24 protein-coding genes and 1 pseudogene are annotated in these 20,838 nt (G+C 64.7%); 4 read left to right on the forward strand and 21 right to left on the reverse strand.

Annotated elements, in window-relative coordinates; all coding sequences use genetic code 11:
* Position 1 precedes the first annotated feature (1 nt).
* Positions 2 to 913 carry an allantoinase PuuE gene (gene puuE / locus BH95_RS06915; RefSeq protein ID WP_020110283.1) on the reverse strand — a complete coding sequence of 304 codons (912 nt, stop codon included), beginning with the start codon at positions 911 to 913 and terminating at the stop codon, positions 2 to 4.
* Positions 914 to 1,101: 188 nt separating this feature from the next.
* On the opposite strand from puuE, the gene BH95_RS06920 reads away from it, so the two are divergent.
* Positions 1,102 to 1,371, forward strand: a complete 270-nt coding sequence (locus BH95_RS06920; RefSeq protein WP_019664234.1) for a DUF2631 domain-containing protein — start codon at positions 1,102 to 1,104, stop codon at positions 1,369 to 1,371.
* A gap of 105 nt (positions 1,372 to 1,476) precedes the next feature.
* Here BH95_RS06920 and rlmN read toward each other — a convergent pair whose 3' ends face one another.
* On the reverse strand, positions 1,477 to 2,541 hold the full coding sequence (gene rlmN, locus BH95_RS06925) for a 23S rRNA (adenine(2503)-C(2))-methyltransferase RlmN (RefSeq protein WP_051104840.1): 1,065 nt from the start codon (positions 2,539 to 2,541) through the stop codon (positions 1,477 to 1,479).
* 281 nt (positions 2,542 to 2,822) lie between these two features.
* Between rlmN and BH95_RS06935 the strand changes: the two genes are divergently transcribed.
* Positions 2,823 to 3,236, forward strand: a complete 414-nt coding sequence (locus tag BH95_RS06935) for a LapA family protein (RefSeq protein ID WP_019664237.1) — start codon at positions 2,823 to 2,825, stop codon at positions 3,234 to 3,236.
* Positions 3,237 to 3,343: 107 nt separating this feature from the next.
* Positions 3,344 to 4,183, forward strand: a complete 840-nt coding sequence (locus BH95_RS06940) for an HpcH/HpaI aldolase/citrate lyase family protein (protein WP_020110286.1) — start codon at positions 3,344 to 3,346, stop codon at positions 4,181 to 4,183.
* 9 nt (positions 4,184 to 4,192) lie between these two features.
* On the opposite strand, the gene BH95_RS06945 is transcribed toward BH95_RS06940, so the two are convergent.
* The 6 genes from BH95_RS06945 to rpsB form a co-directional block, all read right to left on the reverse strand.
* Entirely contained in the window at positions 4,193 to 4,906 is a 714-nt protein-coding gene (locus tag BH95_RS06945; protein ID WP_019664239.1) for a class I SAM-dependent methyltransferase, read from the reverse strand.
* On the reverse strand, positions 4,903 to 5,775 hold the full coding sequence (locus BH95_RS06950; protein ID WP_051104842.1) for a phosphatidate cytidylyltransferase: 873 nt from the start codon (positions 5,773 to 5,775) through the stop codon (positions 4,903 to 4,905). Before BH95_RS06950 ends, BH95_RS06945 begins: the two co-directional genes overlap by 4 nt.
* A gap of 90 nt (positions 5,776 to 5,865) precedes the next feature.
* A complete protein-coding gene (gene frr / locus BH95_RS06955; protein WP_019664241.1) occupies positions 5,866 to 6,423 on the reverse strand; it encodes a ribosome recycling factor in 558 nt (185 codons plus the stop codon).
* Between the two features lie 58 nt (positions 6,424 to 6,481).
* Positions 6,482 to 7,210: a UMP kinase gene (pyrH, locus tag BH95_RS06960; RefSeq protein ID WP_019664242.1), complete on the reverse strand. Its 729-nt coding sequence runs from the start codon at positions 7,208 to 7,210 to the stop codon at positions 6,482 to 6,484.
* Between the two features lie 222 nt (positions 7,211 to 7,432).
* Complete coding sequence (gene tsf / locus BH95_RS06965) at positions 7,433 to 8,257, reverse strand: translation elongation factor Ts (protein WP_019664243.1); 825 nt, start codon at positions 8,255 to 8,257, stop codon at positions 7,433 to 7,435.
* A 92-nt stretch (positions 8,258 to 8,349) separates the two neighbouring features.
* A complete protein-coding gene (gene rpsB, locus BH95_RS06970; protein WP_019664244.1) occupies positions 8,350 to 9,210 on the reverse strand; it encodes a 30S ribosomal protein S2 in 861 nt (286 codons plus the stop codon).
* Between the two features lie 336 nt (positions 9,211 to 9,546).
* Here rpsB and BH95_RS06975 point away from each other — a divergent pair, with 336 nt between their 5' ends.
* The gene (locus BH95_RS06975) at positions 9,547 to 10,062 is read left to right on the forward strand and encodes a M23 family metallopeptidase (RefSeq protein WP_037181463.1); all 516 of its coding nucleotides are present in this window, start codon (positions 9,547 to 9,549) and stop codon (positions 10,060 to 10,062) included.
* On the opposite strand, the gene BH95_RS06980 is transcribed toward BH95_RS06975, so the two are convergent.
* The 13 genes and pseudogenes from BH95_RS06980 to BH95_RS07035 form a co-directional block, all read right to left on the reverse strand.
* The gene (locus BH95_RS06980; protein ID WP_037181466.1) at positions 10,059 to 11,441 is read right to left on the reverse strand and encodes a MinD/ParA family ATP-binding protein; all 1,383 of its coding nucleotides are present in this window, start codon (positions 11,439 to 11,441) and stop codon (positions 10,059 to 10,061) included. The two genes, BH95_RS06975 and BH95_RS06980, sit on opposite strands and share 4 nt — an antisense overlap.
* 181 nt (positions 11,442 to 11,622) lie before the next feature.
* Positions 11,623 to 12,546, reverse strand: a complete 924-nt coding sequence (locus BH95_RS06985) for a tyrosine recombinase XerC (RefSeq protein WP_019664247.1) — start codon at positions 12,544 to 12,546, stop codon at positions 11,623 to 11,625.
* Between the two features lie 51 nt (positions 12,547 to 12,597).
* Complete coding sequence (locus BH95_RS06990; protein WP_020110289.1) at positions 12,598 to 13,380, reverse strand: siderophore-interacting protein; 783 nt, start codon at positions 13,378 to 13,380, stop codon at positions 12,598 to 12,600.
* A 78-nt stretch (positions 13,381 to 13,458) separates the two neighbouring features.
* Entirely contained in the window at positions 13,459 to 14,583 is a 1,125-nt protein-coding gene (dprA, locus tag BH95_RS06995) for a DNA-processing protein DprA (RefSeq protein ID WP_037181469.1), read from the reverse strand.
* Positions 14,580 to 16,088, reverse strand: a complete 1,509-nt coding sequence (locus BH95_RS07000; RefSeq protein ID WP_037181472.1) for a YifB family Mg chelatase-like AAA ATPase — start codon at positions 16,086 to 16,088, stop codon at positions 14,580 to 14,582. The genes dprA and BH95_RS07000 overlap by 4 nt, the downstream gene beginning before the upstream one ends.
* Positions 16,088 to 16,441, reverse strand: a complete 354-nt coding sequence (locus BH95_RS07005; RefSeq protein WP_020110310.1) for a YraN family protein — start codon at positions 16,439 to 16,441, stop codon at positions 16,088 to 16,090. Before BH95_RS07005 ends, BH95_RS07000 begins: the two co-directional genes overlap by 1 nt.
* 273 nt (positions 16,442 to 16,714) lie before the next feature.
* On the reverse strand, positions 16,715 to 17,053 hold the full coding sequence (locus tag BH95_RS07010) for a histone-like nucleoid-structuring protein Lsr2 (protein ID WP_019664252.1): 339 nt from the start codon (positions 17,051 to 17,053) through the stop codon (positions 16,715 to 16,717).
* 198 nt (positions 17,054 to 17,251) lie between these two features.
* A complete protein-coding gene (locus BH95_RS29020; protein WP_167336898.1) occupies positions 17,252 to 17,410 on the reverse strand; it encodes a hypothetical protein in 159 nt (52 codons plus the stop codon).
* Positions 17,411 to 17,422: 12 nt separating this feature from the next.
* Positions 17,423 to 17,728, reverse strand: a complete 306-nt coding sequence (locus BH95_RS07015; RefSeq protein WP_019664254.1) for a DUF2469 domain-containing protein — start codon at positions 17,726 to 17,728, stop codon at positions 17,423 to 17,425.
* 43 nt (positions 17,729 to 17,771) lie between these two features.
* Positions 17,772 to 18,509, reverse strand: coding sequence for a ribonuclease HII (locus tag BH95_RS07020; RefSeq protein WP_080737965.1), 738 nt, complete (start codon positions 18,507 to 18,509; stop codon positions 17,772 to 17,774).
* 13 nt (positions 18,510 to 18,522) lie between these two features.
* Positions 18,523 to 19,308 carry a signal peptidase I gene (gene lepB, locus BH95_RS07025; protein WP_019664256.1) on the reverse strand — a complete coding sequence of 262 codons (786 nt, stop codon included), beginning with the start codon at positions 19,306 to 19,308 and terminating at the stop codon, positions 18,523 to 18,525.
* Between the two features lie 119 nt (positions 19,309 to 19,427).
* Positions 19,428 to 19,769: a 50S ribosomal protein L19 gene (gene rplS, locus BH95_RS07030; RefSeq protein ID WP_026347639.1), complete on the reverse strand. Its 342-nt coding sequence runs from the start codon at positions 19,767 to 19,769 to the stop codon at positions 19,428 to 19,430.
* Positions 19,770 to 19,878: 109 nt separating this feature from the next.
* Positions 19,879 to 20,795: pseudogene (locus BH95_RS07035) on the reverse strand (hypothetical protein); the annotation flags it as partial.
* Between the last annotated feature and the right edge of the window lie 43 nt (positions 20,796 to 20,838).

Below are 20,838 nucleotides of genomic sequence, written 5' to 3' on the forward strand. Positions count from 1 at the left end.
CTCACGTCCACCCGTGCGCCGCGGGAGGGTGCTCGGCGATCCAGTGCCGGGCGATGTCGACACGTCGAGCGATCCACACCTTCTCGTGCGACTGGACGTGGTCGAGGAAACGCTCCAGCGCCCTGATGCGGGCCGGACGTCCGACGAGTCGGCAGTGCAACCCCACCGACAGCATCTTCGGTGAACCGGCTTCACCCTCGGCATACAGAACGTCGAACGCATCGCGGAGGTGCGCGAAGAACTCCTCCCCCGTCGAGAATCCACCGGGCGACGAGAAACGCATGTCGTTGGTGTCGAGCGTGTACGGGACGACGAGGTGGTCCACGGTGTCCGACCCGCGATCCACCCGGGCCCAATACGGCAGGTCGTCGGCGTAGGAATCCGAGTCGTACAGAAATCCTCCGTGCTCGACGACGAGCGACCGGGTGTTGGGTGAGTCGCGGCCGGTGTACCACCCGAGCGGAGCCGATCCCGTCAGCTCGGTCAAGATCTCCATGGCTTCGGCCATGTGTTCACGCTCGACGTGCTCGTCGATCAGTTGATAACCGATCCAGCGCAATCCGTGACTCGCGATTTCGTGCCCTTGTTCGACGAAGGCGGCCACCGCGTCCGGATTGCGCTGCATCGCACGGGCGACGGCGAACACGGTCAACGGCAGTCCGCGACGCTCGAACACACGAAGCACTCGCCATACGCCGGCACGAGATCCGTACTCGTACAACGACTCCATACTCATGTGCCGGTTGGGAAACGCCTGAGCTCCGATCATCTCGGACAGAAAGGTCTCCGATGCCGTATCACCGTCCAGAACGTTGTTCTCGGACCCTTCTTCGTAGTTGAGCACGAACTGAACGGCGATCCGTGCCCCACCCGGCCACCGCGGATCAGGAGGATGCGCGCCGTAACCGACCATGTCGCGCGGGTAGGGCACACGGGAGTGGGACAGTCGTTCCGAAGTCACGAAAGTCGAGTCTTCCAGCAATCGCGCCGCCGCGCCGAGGATACGGACCCTGGTGGCTACGACGGACGGTCGTATGCAAATATTGACGAAGACGAGCGCGCCTGCCGACGGCGTGAGACATGACCCGAGAGGATCGACCGGTGGCACAAACCGAGCTGAACCCCGCTTCGTACGACCCGGTCGAGTACACCCACGAGGACATCGCCGAGGTCCCATCCGCCGAGTGGGGATGGAGCGGTGAGTCCGGCAAAGCCATGCGCATCGCGGCGATCGTCGTTGCGGCCATGCTGCTGTTCATGATTCACGGCAACCACACGGGCCTGGTCGAGGACCTGTGGCTCATCGGCTTCGCGATCGCGCTGGTCGGCATCGTGGTGCGCGACGTGATCGTGCGCCGCAAGCCTCGCTGACGAACTTCCCAGGTCTTCCTTCGTCGCAGGTCTTCCTACTTACGTCGAATGCCCGGTACGACTCGAAGTCGTACCGGGCATTCGCGTTTTCGGGAAGCAGCGCGCCTAGTTCTCGGCAGCGAGCTGCCCGCACGCAGCGGCGATTTCCTGCCCGCGAGTATCGCGGACCGTGCAGGACACACCTTGGGCGATGACTCGTCGCACGAATTCACGCTCGACGTCCTTCGGGCTCGCGTCCCACTCGCTGCCCGGCGTCGGGTTGAGCGGAATCAGGTTGACGTGCACTCGCGAACCCAGTGCCTTGTGCAGCTTCTTGCCGAGCATGTCGGCCCGCCACGGCTGGTCGTTGACGTTCTTGATCATCGCGTACTCGATCGACACACGGCGACCGGTTCGGTCTGCGTAGTAGCGAGCCGCCGACAGGACCTCGGCCACGGACCACCGATTGTTCACCGGCACCAAGGTGTCGCGTAGCTCGTCGTCGGGAGTGTGGAGCGACACTGCGAGGGTCACCGACAACCCCTCGTCGGCGAGCTTGCGGATCGCCGGCGCCAGTCCGACGGTCGACACGGTCACCGACCGCTGGGACAGACCGAGCCCGTCCGGCGCGGGCGAGACGATCTTGCGGACGGCTGCGACGACGCGCTTGTAGTTCGCGAGAGGCTCGCCCATACCCATGAACACCACGTTGGACAGTCGGCCTTCGCCACCGGCGACCACGCCGTCACGCAGATCCGCCGCCGCCGAACGCACCTGGTCCACGATCTCGGCTGTGGTCAGGTTGCGGTCGAGACCACCCTGTCCCGTTGCGCAGAACGGGCACGCCATTCCGCAGCCCGCCTGACTGGAGATGCACAGTGTCGCGCGGTCCGGGTACCGCATCAGGACACTCTCGAGCAGGGTGCCGTCGTTCGCCTTCCACAGCGTTTTGCGTGTGTCGCCGTCGTCGCACGCCAGGTGTTTGATCGGCGTCAACAGTGTGGGGAACAGGTCGGCGCCGACCTTCTCACGCACAGCGGCGGGAAGGTCCGTCATCTTGCTCGTGTCCGCTTCGAGGCGGCTGTAGTAGTGCCTGGCCAACTGGTCGGCACGGAATGCAGGCAATCCGAGTGCCTTCACCGCGTCCTTGAGGCCGTCACGATCGAGATCCGCCAGGTGACGCGCAGGCATTCCACGCTTCCGATCCGCGAACACCAGCGGAAGCGCGGCCCTCGTCGGTGTGGACGTGCCCTCGGCCGAGTCCGGCGAGGGAGCAGTCCCGGTAGCAGCGTGTGCGTCGGAAACGGAAGCGGAGTCACTCATAGTGCCTCCAGTGTCCCACTCCTGCGCACCGACGCCTATTCAGCACGGTTCACCGTCGCCGCCGTCCGTTTCCAGCTCGATGCGGAGGGGTAACCGAATCGACAGCAGATACGCGTGCATTCCCGCCTCGCGTACGAAAGGATCGAACAATGTCCACACCAGCAGGAGATCGCAACGACGGCTCGTTTCCGGACGCGTCGGCACCGTACGAGGACTCGGGTTCGTCGGCGATCACGACGCCGGATTCGGACCAGCACAGCGCACCCGATCCGGAGGCCGTTCGCGACACGAGACCTGCCGTCGGGACGGCGCCGGACGGTATCGCGCACACCAAAGCCGCAGCTACGTGGACCGGCCTGGTGGTCGGCGCGATCGTACTGGTGATCCTTCTCATATTCATCTTGCAGAATCTCGACGCCGTGCCTGTGGAAATATTCGTGTGGACGTTCGAGCTTCCGCTCGGCGTGAGTATGTTGCTGGCCGCGATTGCCGGTGCCCTCGTGATGGCCCTGGCGGGCGGAGTCCGAATTCTTCAGATTCGGCGTGCGGCAAAACGCAAATAACGGATCGAACCGGTGAACAGTATGCACACAAGCTGGCGTAGTCGAACTGAATCGATAATGCTGGTAGTGCCCGATTTCACCACAAGGAGCCTTTTGTGACCACTTTCATGGAGACACCCGTGACGTCTGGCGTCGCGCCCGAGCGTGCACGCTCGTGGCTGTTGGTACCCGCCACCAAACCCGACACGTTCACCGCAGCCGCCGAGTCCGAAGTCGATGCCGTCATTCTCGACATCGAGGACGCCGTGGCACCCGGCGCGAAGCCCGCCGCCCGCGACGCTGTCGTCTCCTGGCTGGAAGCCGGAAACTCCGCCTGGGTACGAGTGAACGACGCGACCACGAGCTTCTGGGCCGACGACCTCGCCGCCCTGTCCGGCCTGAAGGGCCTCGCAGGCATCATGCTGGCCAAGACCGAAAGCGGAAGCCAGGTCGAGGCAACCGCGTCGCGCCTGGCCGAGGGAACGCGCATCCTCGCACTCGTCGAATCCGCCATGGGTCTCGAAGCAACACCCGAGATCGCGCGCGCGGACTCCACGTTCCGGCTGGCGTTCGGCAGCGGCGACTTCCGGCGCGACACCGGAATGAGCGACGAGCCCCTGGCCATGGCGTACCCACGTTCGAGGCTCGTCGTGTCGTCACGAGCGGCACGCCTCCCCGGTCCGATCGACGGTCCCACCCTTACCGCGAACGAGAGCATCCTCTCGCGCGACTCGGCCCTGACGGTGTCGATGGGCATGACCGGCAAACTGTGCATGCACGCCGAGCAGGCTCCTACCGTCAACCGTGAGCTCGCACCGTCGCCGTCCGACGTGACCTGGGCCGACGAGGTCGTCGACGCACTCGGCGCCGACGGAGCACGAGTGAAGGACGGCAGCGACCTTCCACGTCTCGCCAAAGCGTTGAAAATTCGCGACGCCGCCGAGATCTTCGGAGTTCGCGCCGGGTGAGCCGAACGGTCAGGCCAGTTCGATGCCGGCAGGTTTGTGCCGGACATGGACCCGGTACCTGACATCGAAGCCAAGGCCAGGGATGCTGCGTGCAGCCCTGGCCGCTGTGCGTCGGGTGAACTCGATCCCCAGAACCTCCCGCATCGTCCGGCGATCCGAGAACTTCCACCGGGTGTCGACACGCGTCAACGCGAATCCTTGCGCCTCGAAGAATGCTTCCACGGCGCTGCAGTTGTACTTCGGCAGGTCGGCGCGCATCCAGTCTCCGTAGGGCGACGACGAGACGTCGAGATCCACCACGACGAGACTTCCACCCGGAGTGAGCACTCGCAGCGCTTCGGTGATCCCCGGCCCCGCCCCGACGCCGAAGAAGTAGGCCGTTCGGGCGTGCACCAGATCCACGGACGAGTCCGGCAACGGTAACGATTCCGCGTGACCCGCGACCACCTCGACGTTGTGCAGGCCGCTCACTCGTGTCGCAGCCGCCTCCCGGAGTGGCTCGTGCGGCTCGACGCCGATGACCCGACTCGCGTCGGCCGCGAAGTCCGGCAGATGGAATCCTGTTCCGCATCCGACGTCGACCACGACGCGGCCGGCCCAAGGAACCACCGCACGCAGATACCGTGGGATGTTTCCGTCGGCGTCCTGCGCCAGATTCTCCGCCTCGTAGATCTCCGGCCAGTGCCAGATGTTCGGGCTGGGGATGGTGCGGGGATCCGTCACAGCAGGATCGCGAACACCAGCCACGCTACGAAAGCCGACGGAAGCAACGAGTCCAGACGATCCATGATGCCGCCGTGACCCGGTAGCAGCGTACCCATGTCCTTGATCCGGAGATCGCGCTTGACCTGAGATTCGATGAGGTCGCCGAGCGTACCCGTCACCACGAGCACGACGCCGAGGAGAACGCCGATCATGGAGTTGGCGTCGAGGATGAGTGTGACCGTCAGAAGGCTGCCGATCACGCAGAACAGTAACGACCCGGCCAGACCTTCCCAGGACTTCTTGGGACTGATCGCCGGGGCCATCGGGTGCTTGCCGAACAGCACCCCGGCAACATATCCGCCGACGTCGGAGCAGACGACCGCGATCAGGAACACCAGAACCCGTCCCGCACCGTTCTCTTCCAGCACCATCAGCACGGCGAACGAAGCCAGAAGCGGTAGCCAGCAGGCCACGAGAACGGTGACGGCGAGTTCGCGCAGGTAATTCTTCGGTGCCGATCCAAGCCCCTGCTGCAGCAGCAGCCAGACCATGCACACCAGCACGGTCGCCGCCGTGGCACTCAGCACACCCGTCGTACCCCACGGCCATCCGGACCAGATGATCGCTTGACCACCGGCGATGAGCGGGATACGCGGAACCAGAATGCCCGCCTCACGAAGACGCTTGGACACCTCGTAGGTCGCGACCGCCAGCGCGACGGCGACCACTCCTATCCACACCCGCGGCGCGAACACCATGATCAGGATCAGCGAGATCCCCAGACCACCACCGACGCCGATGGCGGCGGGAAGATTACGGCCGGCCTTGCCGGGCGACTTGGCAGCTGCACTGCCCGTACCGTTCGGGTCGGGTGCGGCAGACCCCAGTGGTCGTTCCGTACCCGCCACGACGCTGTCTCCTTGCTTCACGTGTTCCACTTCGGTTCCGCGAGGACCCGACCTCCGCAGCGCGGAAGGTCAGACCTCCATCAAGTCCGCTTCCTTACGCTTGACGAGCTCGTCGATCGCGGCGGTGTACTTCGACGTCGTCTTGTCGAGCTCGTTCTCGGCCCTGACGACCTCGTCCTCGCCTGCCTCGCCGTCCTTCTGGATGCGCTTGAGCTCTTCCATGGTCTTGCGTCGGACGTTGCGGATGGACACCTTGGCGTCCTCGCCCTTGCCCTTGGCCTGCTTGACGAACTCGCGGCGTCGTTCCTCCGTCAACTGGGGCACCCCGATGCGGATCAGGTTGCCGTCGTTGGTGGGGTTCACGCCCAGGTCGGAGTTCCTGATCGCGGTCTCGATGGGGCCGAGCTGAGCAGCCTCGTACGGCTTGATGACGACGAGCCGAGCCTCGGGGACGTTGATGCTCGCGAGCTGGGTGATCGGGGTGGGCGCCCCGTAGTACTCGACGACGATGCGATTGAACATGCCGGGATTCGCGCGGCCGGTACGGATGCCCGACAGATCGTCGCGGGCGACGGTGACAGCCTTCTCCATCTTTTCTTCTGCGTCGAAGAGCGCTTCGTCGATCACGGTCTGTCCTCCATAGTTCTTGCCGGCATCCCGGCTCCTCGTTCGTCGGTCACGTCGTTCACGACTTGACCAAAGTACCGATGCTCTCGCCTGCAACCGCACGCGCGATGTTGCCCTGCGTCAACAGGTTGAACACCATGATCGGCATCTGATTGTCCATACACAGGCTGAAGGCGGTGGCGTCGGCGACCTTCAGTCCCTTCTCGAGCACCTGCCGATGCGTGATGGAGTCGTACATCGTTGCCTCGGGATCGAGCTTCGGGTCGGCGGAGTACACCCCGTCGACGGCCTTGGCCATGAGCAGCACTTCCGCGCCGATCTCGAGTGCACGCTGAGCGGCCGTGGTGTCGGTGGAGAAGTACGGCATTCCCATCCCGGCACCGAAAATGACCACTCGGCCCTTCTCGAGATGACGCCGTGCGCGTAACGGGAGGTACGGCTCCGCCACCTGCCCCATGGTGATCGCGGTCTGCACACGGGTCGCGACGCCCTGCTTCTCCAGGAAATCCTGCAGTGCGAGGCAGTTCATGACCGTACCCAGCATGCCCATGTAATCGGAGCGCGAACGATCCATACCGCGTACCTGAAGCTCTGCTCCGCGGAAGAAGTTTCCACCGCCGATGACGACGGCTACCTGGACGCCCGTGGAGACCACTTCGGCAATCTGTTCGGCTACGTTGTTGACGACATCCGGGTCCAGGCCGACCTGGCCTCCTCCGAACATCTCACCACCCAGCTTCAGCATCACTCGCTTGAATCCGGGGCGGTCGGTGGCGGGATCGGTCATTGCTCTCCTCGGTTCTCGCCTTCTCGAATGCGCACGGTGAAAAAGGCACTTCGAAGCACCTACGGTCTCATCCTGCCCTATCGGCAGCGTCGCGGGCGACACCGCCCACGACGCGTCGGCACTCGGCCACGCCGGTCCCGACACGGACGATGCCGCCCGCTCGACGTGTGTCGAGCGGGCGGCATCGCAGGTGACCGATTTCGTCGACTCACGAGAAGTCGATCAGTTCGCCCCGACCTCGAAGCGTGCGAAACGCACCAGCGTCACGCCTGCCTCGTCGAGGATGGCCTTCACGGACTTCTTGGAGTCCTGGACCGAGGACTGCTCGGTCAGCACGACGTCCTTGAAGAATCCGTTGACACGGCCTTCGATGATCTTCGGCAGAGCCTGCTCCGGCTTGCCTTCCTCGCGTGCGGTCTCCTCGGCGATACGACGCTCGGACGCGACGATCTCCTCGGGAACCTCGTCACGCGTGACGTACTTGGCCTTGAGTGCGGCAACCTGCATGGCTGCGCCGCGAGCGGCCTCGGCTGCGGCTTCGCCCTCGCCGGTGTACTCGACGAGAACGCCGACGGCGGGGGGAAGATCTGCGCTGCGCTTGTGCAGGTAGGTGGCCACGGGTCCGTCGAAGGACACGACGCGACGGATCTCGAGCTTCTCACCGATCTTGGCCGAGAGCTCCTGCAGGGCGGTGTCGACGGTCTTGCCGTCCAAGTCGAGTGCCTTCAGCGCGTCGACGTCGGCGGGCTTGCCTTCGGCGGCAACAGCGGCGACGGAATCCGCGAACGCCTGGAACTCCTCGTTCTTTGCGACGAAGTCCGTCTCGGAGTTGATCTCGACGAGGACGCCACCCTTGGCGACGACCAGGCCTTCGGCGGTGGATCGCTCGGCGCGCTTGCCGACGTCCTTCGCGCCCTTGATGCGCAGCTGCTCGACGGCCTTGTCGAAATCTCCGTCGGTCTCGGCGAGTGCGTTCTTGCAGTCCATCATTCCGGAGCCGGTGAGCTCACGGAGCCGCTTGACGTCAGCGGCGGTGTAGTTCGCCATGTTGAGCGAGCCTCCTCGAATGCTGTGGGTATGGGTCGTCACGCGCGAAGGGCCCTGGGCGGGGTGTATCCCCCGGCCCAGGACCCGTTCGATCAAGCCTGTGTTGCAGGTGCTTCCGCAGCAGGCGTCTCGGCCGGAGCCTCGGCAGCTGCTTCCTGCGTAGCCTCGGCAGCGGGCGAAGCCTGAGCGAGCTGCTCGAGCTCCCACTCGGCGAGGGGCTCGCCTGCGCCGACCTCGGGCTTCGCGTCGGTCGAGGTGTTCTGGCCCGCGCGAGCCTGGACACCCTCGGCCACTGCAGAGGCGACGACCTTGGTCAGCAGGGCTGCGGAACGAATTGCATCGTCGTTGCCCGGGATCGGGTAGTCGACGACGTCGGGATCGCAGTTGGTGTCGAGGATCGCGATGACCGGGATCTTCAGCTTGCGAGCCTCACCGACGGCGATGTGCTCTTTGTTGGTGTCGACGATCCAGATGGCCGAGGGAACCTTGGCCATGTCACGGATACCACCGAGGGTGCGGTCCAGTTTGGTCATCTCACGCGTGAGCATGAGGATTTCCTTCTTGGTGCGTCCCTCGAAGCCACCGGTCTGCTCCATCGCCTCGAGCTCCTTGAGGCGGAGAAGGCGCTTGTGGACCGTCTGGAAGTTGGTGAGCATGCCACCGAGCCAGCGCTGGTTCACGTAGGGCATTCCCACGCGGGTCGCCTCGGCGGCGATGGACTCCTGCGCCTGCTTCTTGGTGCCGACGAACAGAACCGTGCCACCGTGAGCGACGGTTTCCTTGACGAACTCGTACGCCTTGTCGATGAAGGTCAGAGTCTGCTGCAAGTCGATGATGTAGATGCCGTTGCGGTCGGTGAAGATGAATCGCTTCATCTTCGGGTTCCAGCGACGGGTCTGGTGTCCGAAGTGTGTGCCGCTGTCGAGCAGCTGCTTCATGGTTACTACAGCCATGGCTGAATAACTCTCTTTCGATTGCCGGTTGACGCAGAGTGCCGTGTGACCTCTGCCCTGGCGACCGCTGGCTGCCGGACCCGCTCGCATCGATGCGGGACCGCCGACAACCGGTTACGAAGTACGTGCCACCGAGGTGGATACTTGCGTTACGCGGACGCGCGAAGTCGACCCGTGCATGCACAGGTCGCTCGCACAGTGTACGACGTCCGCGCCCCTGGTCATAACCGGCCTCCGACGACAGTCGCATACAAGCCTGTGGATGAAGGATTTCGCTATCCACAGGCAGAGCCTCACGGCGTCGGTCGGCGCTGACCTGTCGTGCACGCTGAAGCGATGCGAAAACTCGTCGGTCGTTCAGCGACAACTCTTCTCGTCACCATCGCCCTCGTGGTCGCCGTCCTTCCACCGGTAGGCGCAACGCCGGCCCGTGCCGACGGCACCGGATTCACGTGGCCGCTGGCACCCCGCCCGCACGTGCTCCGCGCGTTCGACCCACCCGAGCACGACTGGCTACCCGGTCACCGGGGTGTCGATCTCGCGGGCGTGGACGGACAGAACGTTCTGGCTGCAGGCGAAGGAACCGTCGTCTTCGCCGGAACCGTCGCGGGCAAGCCCGTGGTGTCTCTCGATCACCCCAGTGGCCTGCGGACCACGTACGAGCCAGTGCGTGCGGCGACGTCCGCGGGTACCCGGGTCGGACGCGGCGACGTGATCGGGGTTCTGGAAGCGGAACACCCCGGCTGCGATGGACCATGCCTCCACTGGGGGGTGCGTCGCGGACGCGACTATCTGGATCCGACCGTCCTCGTCGAACGTGCACCCATCCGACTCAAGCCGCTGACGTCCTAACGCCAGCTGGGTCCGGAATGGCGGCCCGACGCAGCGGGGAAATCGTCCGCGACCATCGCCGCGAGTTCGACGAAGGCAGCCCTGGTCTGAGGTCGCAACAGATCGAGGTCCACGACAGCGCCCTCGGCCAGGTGCTCGTCGAACGGCACGACGAGCACCGCACGACACCGTTCCAGAAAGTGTTGGGTCAACAAGTTCATGTCGACGGCGGACGAACCGGGACGAACCGAACTGATGACGACGACGGTGCGCTCGACGAGGTGGCCGTACCCGTGCAGCTGCAGCCAATCCAGGGTGGCGGCAGCGCTCCGAGCACCGTCCACGGCCGGTGAAGACACGAGCACGAGCGCGTTGGCGAGCTGCAGTACACCGTTCATCGCCGAGTGCATGATCCCGGTACCGCAATCCGTCAGAATCAGGTTGTAATACACCTGCAGCATCTCGATGACGGACCGGTAGTCCTGCTCGCCGAACATCTCCGACGCGGCAGGATCACGTTCTCCGGCAAGGACTTCCAACCGACTGGGAGCCTGCGACGTGTGTGCACGAACATCCGAGTACCGGCGGATGTTCGGCGCGTCCGCCAACAGATCGCGCACGGTGGACGACGTCTGCCTCGGAACCCTCTCCCCGAGCGTGCCGAAATCCGGATTAGCGTCCACGGCGATCACACAATCCCCGCGGAGCGATGCGAAGGTGGCACCGAGACCCAGCGTGGTGGTCGTCTTGCCGACGCCGCCCTTCAAGGAGAGGAAAGCGATGCGGTAGTCACCGAGCACGGGCTGCCGAATGCGTTCCACCTGGTTGCGGTAGCGCTCCTCGGCAGTCGACTCGCCTGGATTGATGACGCCGCCGGTGAGCCGATGAACGCCCCGGCGCCACCCGGAGGTGGACGCACGTTTGGGTCGGCGGAGCAAACTGTCCGGGGCGAGATCCTGACTGGTCGGCTGAAAGCGAGGGTCGTGCGGCTGGCCTCCAGGGAACCCACCGCGATCGCGGTCGTCGGAAGTACCGGCCGGGCCCGGCGCCCACGGCGGGGTCCATTCCTCCGGACGCGGGGTGCCCGCGGACGGTCTGTCAGCGGGCGGTCTGTCAGCGGGCGGTCTGTCAACGGGCGGTCTGCCAGCGGGCGGCGCAGGTGCGTCGGGCTGGGACGGCGACGTGAACCTGGGCGGCGCGGGCTGCCGTTCCGAACCGCGCGGAGTCTGCCAGGGCGGAGCTTGACGCTCCCCGTTCATCGACGTCCCGGTGAACGGAGCCTGGTGAGCGGTGCGTACCGGCTCGACGGGCGTGGTGCTGGGTCGAGCTGCACCGTTCGAGCCGGTCTGGGCACGTATCGACCACGCCGCCGATGCGCCGTGCGTGTGCTCGCGGTCCACGGTCCCCCCGTCTCCACAATCATGGGCATGTTCTGTGTCACTCACGGCAGTGCCGGAAGGACACCGGATATCCGAACACGACATCTCTTCGAGCCCGGAATACTTCGCAAGCGGTCTGTTTCCTACGACGCTACCAAACACTTGCGAATCAGCATGTGGCAGCGCTCACGCGGCGAGCAGGTCACGCCCGGGGGTGCGCCCTGTCGTGGACCGCGCGCAGACGGTCGACCGACACGTGAGTGTAGATCTGAGTGGTGGCGAGTGACGAGTGCCCGAGAAGTTCCTGCACCACCCGCAGGTCGGCTCCCCCTTCGAGAAGATGGGTAGCTGCAGAATGCCTCAACCCGTGCGGGGCGAGGTCAGGTGCACCCGGCACGGAGGCCAGGACCTCGTGCACGGCCGTGCGGGCCTGACGCGGATCCAACCGTCCCCCACGACGTCCCAGCAGGAGCGCGCCGCCGGACCGCTCCGTGGCGAGCTCCGGGCGTCCGTGCGCGAGCCACTGGTTCAACGACTCCGCCGCCGGCCCACCGAACGGCGCGGACCGCTCCTTGTCCCCCTTTCCGATCACGCGGACCACCCGACGCTGATCGTCGACGTCACCGATGTCGAGTCCGCAGAGCTCGCTGACGCGGATTCCGGTGGCGTAGAGCAGCTCCACGACGAGCCGGTCCCGCACGGCGATCGGATCGAGTTCCTCGGCTCCGACCTTCGCCCACGACATCGCTTCGTCGGCTTGGTTCTGCTTCAGAACGGACGGAAGATGCCTCCCTGCCCGGGGGGCCGACAGTCGCAGCGCTGGATCCGTGTTCATTCGGCCTGTTCCGACGCACCAGGCCGTGAAGGATTTCGCCGACGACGTCCGTCGAGCCAACGACGTTCTGGCCGCCCCGCTTCGGGCCTGCGAGGCCAGCCAGGATCGAAGCACCTGCAGGTCGAGCCCACTCAGTTCACTCGTCTCGTTCACGCCGACGACGTAGTTCAGCAGCGATTCGGCGTCGCGCAGGTAAGCACGGACCGTGTGCGGCGAACGGTCGCGACCCAGTGTCAGATACTCCGCGTACTCGTCGAGATGGACTCTCAGAGTCGTCGGCAAGGCATCCATACTCGTAAGACTCTCCGCCGCGGCGCCCGTCGGCAAGCGGACGCGCGGGCGTCAGGCAGATGCGCCGGACTCGGCCTGAGCCAACTCGCGCTTCCACTCACGGAACTTCTCTTCGGTCCGTCCTCGACGCCAGTACCCGGAGATCGACGCCCAGTCGGCGGGCACTCCGCGTTCCTTGCGGACGTATCCACGCAGGTTGTGCATCACGGCCTGCGCCTCGCCGTGAATGAAAACCTGGGCGCGGCCCGGCAACCACTCCGTCGATTTCACGGCCTCGATCAGCGGAGCGTTGTCCCCTGCCTTGTCGTCCTCCACCTCGTTGGACGGGGCGCCCCGATGCACCCAGGTGACGTCGACGACGGCCAGCGTCTCGAAGTAGATCTCGTCCTTGCGGTCTGCGACCTCGACGAACACCTTGGCAATCGCGTCCTCGGGAAGCGATTCGACCGCCGCGGCGATCGCCGGGATCGCGGACTCGTCACCGGCGAGTAGGTGCCAGTCCGCCTCGGGCTTCGGACGGTAGGCCCCGTTCGGGCCGTACACTCCGATCTGTTCCCCGGGCTGCACGCGTGCTGCCCATGGACCGGCAACACCCTCGTCACCGTGCACGACGAAGTCGATCGCGATCTCGCGCTTCCGAGTGTCGACCGATCTGACCGTGTAGGTCCTGAGCACCTCGTCGTCACCCTGACCGAAGATCAGCTTGACGTAGGAATCGGTGAAGTCGGTCGGCGTGAATCCGTCGAAGCCCGGGTCGCCGAGGTAGACCCGATGCATGTGGGGCGTCAAGGCCTCGGTACGGAGGACGGTCAGAACAGTTTTCTCGCGTGCCACGTGGTTTCAGCCTTTCCGAGCTGTCTCGTGCGATCGGTGAGTAAGTATTACCTAAATAGGCTACCGGTCCCGACGTCGTCATGGCCGCACCAGCCGGAACCAGCCGGTGTCGTCACTGGAGACGAAACCCTCGAGTTCGAGCAGCGGCAACACCGATCGCACCTTCGCGACGGGCACGGACGATGCCTCCGACAACTCCTGCGGGGAGCGCGTTCCCGTCGCGGGCAGCGCTTCGTACACCAGCAAGGCGTTGTCGGACAACGCGTCGAGGTCACGAAACATCGAGGGACGACCTTCTCCGACTTCCCCGGACGGCCCGGCTTCGGCCACGACGTCGTGGGCGTCGGCCACGAGGCGCGCCTCACCTTCGCGAATCATCCGGTGGCACCCCTTGGACGACGCGGAGGTGACGGGTCCTGGCACCGCCAGCACCGGCTTTCCGAGTTTGTGCGCCCAGGCTGCGGTGTTGCGTGCACCGCTCCTCCACCCCGCTTCCACGACGACGACCGCGGATCCGAAAGCAGCGACGATCCGGTTGCGTGAGAGTAAGCGATGGCGAGCCGGGGTAGTACCGGGCCCGTACTCGCTGATGACCGCACCACTGTCGGCGATCCTCTGCAGCAACCTCGAATGCCCCGATGGATAGGCACGGTCGACGCCGCAGGCCAGTACGGCGACCGTTCTGCCGGACACGCCGAGGGCAGCACGATGCGCGGCTGCGTCGATTCCGAACGCGGCACCCGACACGATGGTCCACCCGTCGACGGCAAGATCGCCCGCGATCTCGGCGGTGACGTGTTCCCCGTATGCCGTCGCCGCTCGGGTGCCGACGATCGAGACGGCCCGCTCCACGAGTTCGTCGACGGGTGTGGCGCCGAGGACCCACAACGCGCACGGCCCGCACCGATCGGCACCCTCGCCGAGTCCGGCGCCGTCGAACGCCAGCAGTCGCCACATCGGCCATTCCGGATCGTCCGGAGTCACCAATCGTCCACCCAGTGTGTCCATCAGGTCCAGGTCGGCGGCTGCCGTGTCGACGTGCGACCGCACGGCGAGCCGCTCACCCAACGCGCCGCCGACGACCGCCGCTCGAGCCTCCTCGGGTCCGGCGGACAGCGCGAAGTCCAGCAGCGGACGGTGTGGGCCCTGCGCGGCCCGAGACAGGTACGCCCAGGCCAGTTTTCGCGGATCGTGCGTCCTCACGAGATACCCCTGTCCCTGAAATCCAATGCCGCTCCTACTTCTTCCAGGCCCGGCGCGTCGCTCCCTCCGAGATCGCTGAGCGTCCACGACACTCGAAGTGCTCTGTCGGCCCCTCGCGCCGTCAAAGATCCGGTGCGCAGGGCGCGTTCGAGAGGTCGCAGCGCGGCGTTGCTCAACCTGAACTTCTGCCGCAGTGCGGGCCCGGGTACCTCGGCGTTGGTCGTCCATCCGAATTCACGCCATCGCTCCGCTGCGGCGTCTCGCGCACCCGTCACACGTGATCGAACCGCGTCGGTCGACTCGCCCACGTCGTCCACCAACGCACCCGTCGCCACCGCCTGCATCGCGATGCGTAGATCCACCCGATCCATCAGAGGCCCGGAAAGTTTTCCCAGATACTTTCGCCGAACCGTGGGTGCGCAGACACAGTCGGCACTTCGGGCGGGCGCACACGGACATGGGTTGGCCGCGAGAATCAGCTGGAACCGTGCAGGGTAACGAGCAACTCCGTCGCGTCGCGCGATCCGGATCTCCCCGTCTTCGAGCGGAGTTCGCAGCGCTTCCAACGTCTTCGCGCCCATCTCGGCGCATTCGTCCAGGAACAACACTCCCCTGTGTGCGCGGCTGACGGCGCCGGGTTTGGCCATTCCCGTGCCACCGCCGACCAGCGCACTCACGGTGGTCGAGTGGTGAGGTGCGATGAACGGCGGCGCCGTGATCAGCGGCCGATCCCCCGTCAACGTTCCTGCCACCGAGTGGATTGCCGTGACCTCCAGCGACTCCGCATCGGTCAGGGGAGGAAGGATGCCGGGAAGTCGTTGCGCCAGCATCGTTTTGCCGATACCCGGAGGACCGGTCAGCATGATGTGATGCGCGCCTGCTGCGGCGACCTCCAGTGCCCACCGCGCCTCCTCCTGCCCCACGACCTCGCTCATGTCCGGGTACACGGCATCGTCGCTCGGTACCGACGGAACACCCCGATCGAGCACCGTCTCGCCGCGAAGCCACGCGACGACCTCGGTCAACGACGACGCGCCCAGAACCTCGATTCCCTCGACCAGACTGGCTTCGGCCAGAGCGGAAGACGGTACGACCACCCGTTGCCACCCGGCCCGTTCGACGGCCATGACGGCGGGAAGTACTCCGCGCACGCCTCGTAGTCGACCGTCGAGCGCCAACTCCCCGAGAAAGACCGCACTTTCCGAGGATCGCCGTGGGATCTGCTTCGCCGCATCGAGAACCGCCAGAGACAGTGCCAGGTCGTACACGGATCCGACTTTCGGCAGCGTCGCCGGCGACAACGCCAACACGACTCGCGTGTCCGGCCAGGTGGCACCGGAGTTGCTGACCGCGGCCTTCACACGGTCCCTGGATTCGTTCAGTGCCGTATCCGGCAGCCCGACGAGGTGAATTCCCGGCAAGCCGCGTCCGATGTCTGCTTCGATCTCGACCACTTGACCGTCCACGCCGCTGACGGCCACCGAGAATGCGCGCCCCAACGCCATCAGAACACCCCGCGCAGATGCGAGACCGCGGGATCACCGTCGTTGCTCATCACGATCGCGACCACATCGAACCGGATACGCACCCATGGGCCGCCGCGTTCGTCGAGCCATGCGAGAGCCAACCGTCTGATTCGCTGCTGTTTGGTGTAGGTCACCGACTCTGCGGGAGTCCCGAATCCGGTACCCGACCTCGTCTTCACCTCGACGAAGACCGTGACGTCCCCGTCACGGGCGACGATGTCGAGTTCACCGTGTCTGCACCGCCAGTTTCGGTCGATCAGCTCCATCCCGTTGTCGACCAAATGCAGCGCGGCCAAGGCCTCACCGCGCGCCCCCAATTCCTGATTCGACACTCGTCCCCCTCGCGGTCGTCGGTTCGCCGAGTGGGCAGAACCTGATGGAACGATGCACGAAGGGACGATCGACGGAACGGTGAATTCCCACGTCGAATTCTGCCCTGTGGAATTCACGAGAACTGTGGATGACGGACGTGCCCGAGACCGAGATACTCGGGATAGTGTCGGTCTCGAATGGTAAGGCCGAACGCGACGCCGAATAGTGCCCGGACACGACGATGCCCCCGCTGTTGCACAGCGGGGGCATCCGAAAGACACCAGGTGGTGACGCTAGTGCGCGGCCTCGTACGCAGCCTGAACGTCCTGGCTGATTCGTCCGCGAGCACTCACTTCGTGACCGTTCTCCCGCGCCCAGGCTCGGATGTCCTGAAGATCGGTCTTGGCGCGGGAAGCGGACCCGGATCCCTTACGAGGTTTACGACCGGACACCTTTTCTGCGTGCTCGATCCAGAACGCAAGTTGTTCGTGAAGTTCGTTTGCGTGCTTCAGGTTCAAATCGATCCGGTACTGGTTGCCACCGATTCCGAATTCGATGGTTTCCCCTTGCCCCTCTTTGATGACCGATCCGTCGACATCATCGATCATTTGGACGAGAGTCTTGCGCGCCATGTCCGAACCTCTACCGTCAAAGGAATATGCTGATCGATTCTTTTTACCACCGTGTATCGCCGGTTTCAAAAGAATGAGGGCGATTCACAGCACGGTGTCAGGAAAGGAGAAATCGAGATCGTCACGCGTTTTACGCATAGAATTCTTCGATCTGTTGCACCACAACGCAATCCGACATCGAACGAAACTGCACGCGATCTAGGGATCGAGTAACTGCCAAGCGACCTGACCGACCACCAAGCACACCGCAGCGACGCCGATCAACTGCGCAACGACCATTACGTTCCGTCGGCGCCGACGGCGGCCGAAGAGGTACACGATCGCCGCGAGCACCAACAACCAGACGGTGACCGACACCGAATGGCCCCGCTACTCGGGCAGCCGGAGGTCCGGCTTTTCGAGTTCCTCGATGTTGACGTCCTTGAACGTGATCACCCGGACGTGCTTGACGAAACGGGCCGGGCGGTACATATCCCACACCCAGGCGTCGGACATACGAAGTTCGAAATAGATCTCACCGTCCGCGTTGTGCGGAATCAGCTCCACCGAATTGGCGAGATAAAAGCGTCGCTCGGTTTCCACGACGTAGTTGAACTGCCCGACGATGTCCCGGTACTCCCGGTACAACGAGAGCTCCATCTCGGTTTCGTACTTTTCGAGATCTTCGGCACTCATCGGTTTTCTCTCATCCTCGTTCTTGCTCGACATCGAAGGTTCATCATCGCGCACTCCGCTCGTCCAGGTCCATTCGGCCCAGCACGGATGCAACCGCGTCGGCGCCCCTCTTCGCTGCGGACACGTTCGCGTACGACATTCGATGCTCGGCGCACGGGCCGAGCTCGGTCATCGCTGCCGCATGAACCTTCGTGCTGTATCCCTTGTGCACCGCGAAACCATATCCGGGAAACCGCGAGTCCATGTCGACCATGACCCGATCCCTGGACACCTTGGCCAGGACGCTTGCCGCGGCGATGCAGGCGGCAGTCGCGTCTCCGCCGATCACCGGAAGCGATGGAGCCGGCAGGCCCGGCACCCGGAACCCGTCGGTCAACACGTAACCGGGAGTCGTTCCCAGACCTGCCACGGCGCGACGCATCCCCTCGATGTTGGCGACGTGGACGCCGATCCGATCGATTTCCTCGGCCTCGATGAACACGACACTCCAGGCGAGGGCCAACCGGGTGATCTTGGGGAACAGTTCCTCGCGGCGTTTCTCGGTCAGCTTCTTCGAATCGTTCAGGTCGGCCAGCGACGCGTACGGTTTGGGGCCCAGGATGCAGGCTGCCACGGTCAGCGGACCCGCACACGCGCCTCGACCCGCCTCGTCGACGCCCGCTACCGGTCCCAGACCGCCTCGATCGAGGGCCGACTCCATCGTCCGTAGGCCCGAGGACCTACGAATGACAGGGCGGGGTGGCCACGGCGGGTGGCCACGCGATCGACTGGTACTGACCATCGGTGCTGTCGGCTCACTGCCCCTGGATGTCCGGGGAGTCCAGGGTCCCCCAGCGCGAGGGCGGAAGTGCGATCAAGAACGCCTTGCCGATGACGTTGTCGACGGGAACCGTGCCCATCAGTTCGTCGGATACGTGAAACCTGGAGTCGGCGGAGTTGCTTCGGTTGTCTCCCATGACCCACAGGTTGCCTTCGGGGACCGTCACCGCGGGGAAACAGCGTCCGGATTTCAATTCGGTGTCACACGTCAACGTCCCTGGCGTGAACGGGAAATCCATTTGTACGTACGGCTCGTCCAACGGTTTGCCGTCGACGAGAACCCGTCCCTGATCATCGCAGCACTCGACCGTTTGGCCACCGGTCGCGATGACTCGCTTGACCAGATCGTTCTCGTCCGGAGCCACTATGCCGATGAGCGAACCCACTTCCTGGGCCCCGCGGACGATCGTGTTGTCCGATCGCGTGGACACGAAGTCGCTGTTCCACGAATCCGGCCCACGGAAGACGACGACATCTCCTGGTTTCGGATCGCCGAAGCGGTAGCCGATCTTCTCCACGACGATCCGGTCCCCGGTGCATCCGGCACAACCGTGCAGCGTCGGCTCCATCGACTCGGACGGAATCAGATACACGCGTGCGATGAATGTCTGCAGCAGAAAACTCAGGACCAGAGCGACCAGAACGAGGATCGGCAGTTCACGCCAGAACGAACGCTGCTTCTTCTTTTCCTTACGGGGTGCAGTCGGCTCCTCGGAGCGCGACTCGGATCGATCGTGTGGATCCTGCGGGGCATCTGACACCGCACCAGATTAGCTGCACCCGGTTTCCGCGATCGACCGGTACGCCGAAAGCACGACAGCCGCACCACCCCTGACGGGGCGATGCGGCTGTCGTGTGAATACGGCCTGACGCGCTTACTTCAGCGCTTTTCCTTGATCTTGGCGGCCTTGCCACGCAGATCGCGGAGGTAGTACAGCTTGGCGCGACGAACGTCACCGCGGGTGAGGACGTCGATCTGCGCGATGTTGGGGCTGTGGACCGGGAAGGTGCGCTCGACACCGACGCCGAACGACACCTTACGAACGGTGAACGTCTCACGAACGCCACCACCCTGGCGGCGAATCACGACGCCCTTGAAGATCTGCACGCGCTCTTTCGAGCCTTCGATAACCTTGACGTGCACGTTGAGCGTGTCGCCGGGGCGGAAGTCAGGAATGTCGCTGCGCAGCGACTGCTTGTCCAAGAAATCCAGAGTGTTCATCGGTGTGGCCATCCTTGCGTTCTTCGCACGAGTAGAGGAACCGAGCGGTACCGCACGTTCGGAAAGAAATCCGACTACACGGAACTCGGCTGGTTCGTACTCCGATTAGGTCTGTGCCTGGTACAGGCAACCCGACCATTGTGCCAGACCACCGAGGGTAACGCGAAATCGCCTCGGCGACCGCCGGCGGGCGTTTCGGTGCCACTCGGTCGGGGCAGGCGCCGCCTGAACTGTCCGGTCCAGTTCGTCCTCCGTCGCCGCGAGCGCGTGGTCGATGCTGGGCTTTCCTGCCACCAGATCCTGCAGGTAGATCTTCGCGCGAATCGCGGGACGACGAATGGTGCGTTCTCGCCGCAACGAGCGTTCCATCTTCCGGGGTCGGCGGGTGTAACGCCACCGCGCCCACGGCGAGCCCGGCCTGCCCAGACGAAGGGCGCCGACGAACAGGATGGGAGCGAAGAACAACCCGATCAATCCGGTCCAGATCTTCCCCTTCGCCAGCACGACAGCGCACAGTGCGAGATGGGCCAACGCCAGTGCAACGAACCCCGCCCGGATCACCGGGTCGGCGTCCGCGCGGATATCGGCGATGTTCAGCAGCGCAAGCGGGTGAAAACCGAGCAGCAGCAACCCCGTCCCGGCGACGGCGACGAACACGGCGTCGACGGATGCTCGGCCCTGCTCGGACCAGTAGACGTCCTTCAGATAGAACACCAGTGCGAACTCGTCGAGAACGAGTGCAGCGCCCACGCCGAACAGGGCTGCGAGGACGGCTCCCGTCTCCCGAGTGCCGTCCTCGAACACCGCAACGAGCGAGATGCCGGACACGAGCATGAGCACGATCCCGAAGACGACGTGGTGGATGTGCTGGCCCCCGGGAGTGATGTTGCCCGGCCACCACTTCACCTGAGCCCGAATCATCCTGACGCTGAGCCTGATCAGCAGAAACCCGGCGAGGAAGCCGAGAAGGAAGCAGAGCAACGGCAGTCGTCCGTGCGCGACGATCTCGCGATCCAACCAACTCACCGCTGCATCGTGCTCCTCGTGGACGGGCGTGCCACCCGTCGCA

It is taken from the genome of Rhodococcoides fascians A44A, assembly GCF_000760735.1.
Classification (GTDB): domain Bacteria; phylum Actinomycetota; class Actinomycetes; order Mycobacteriales; family Mycobacteriaceae; genus Rhodococcoides; species Rhodococcoides fascians_E.